The sequence below is a fragment of the Mesorhizobium sp. Arg314 genome (assembly GCF_053714275.1).
This window is the reverse complement of sequence record NZ_JBSKBP010000333.1, coordinates 1-282: the sequence shown is the minus strand read 5'-3', so window position 1 is coordinate 282 and position 282 is coordinate 1. Positions and strand designations below refer to the sequence as shown.

At 57.4% G+C, this 282-nt stretch carries 1 protein-coding gene; it reads right to left on the bottom strand.

Annotation, left to right across the window (positions count from 1 at the left end):
- Positions 1–282, bottom strand: a 282-nt coding sequence (locus ACWGS9_RS35730) for a KUP/HAK/KT family potassium transporter (protein ID WP_454509551.1), incomplete at both ends; no start/stop codon positions are given.

The window sequence follows — 282 nt, the reverse complement described above, 5'->3', positions numbered from 1 at the left end:
AGCGCTTCGGGAAACTGCCGTGCGCCAGCGCCATCAAAGACAGCACGCCGCCCTCACCGCGGTTATCAGCGTGCAGCACGAACATGATGTATTTTACTGTAACCGTAATCGTGAGAGACCAGATGATCAGCGACAGCACGCCGAGAATAACTGTGCGGTCGGCAACGTTGCCGCCAGACGAGGCATGCAGCGCTTCGCGGAGCGCATAGATGGGGCTCGTCCCGATATCGCCATAGACCACACCGAGCGCGCCAAGCATCAACAACGTAGTACTTTGTTTCT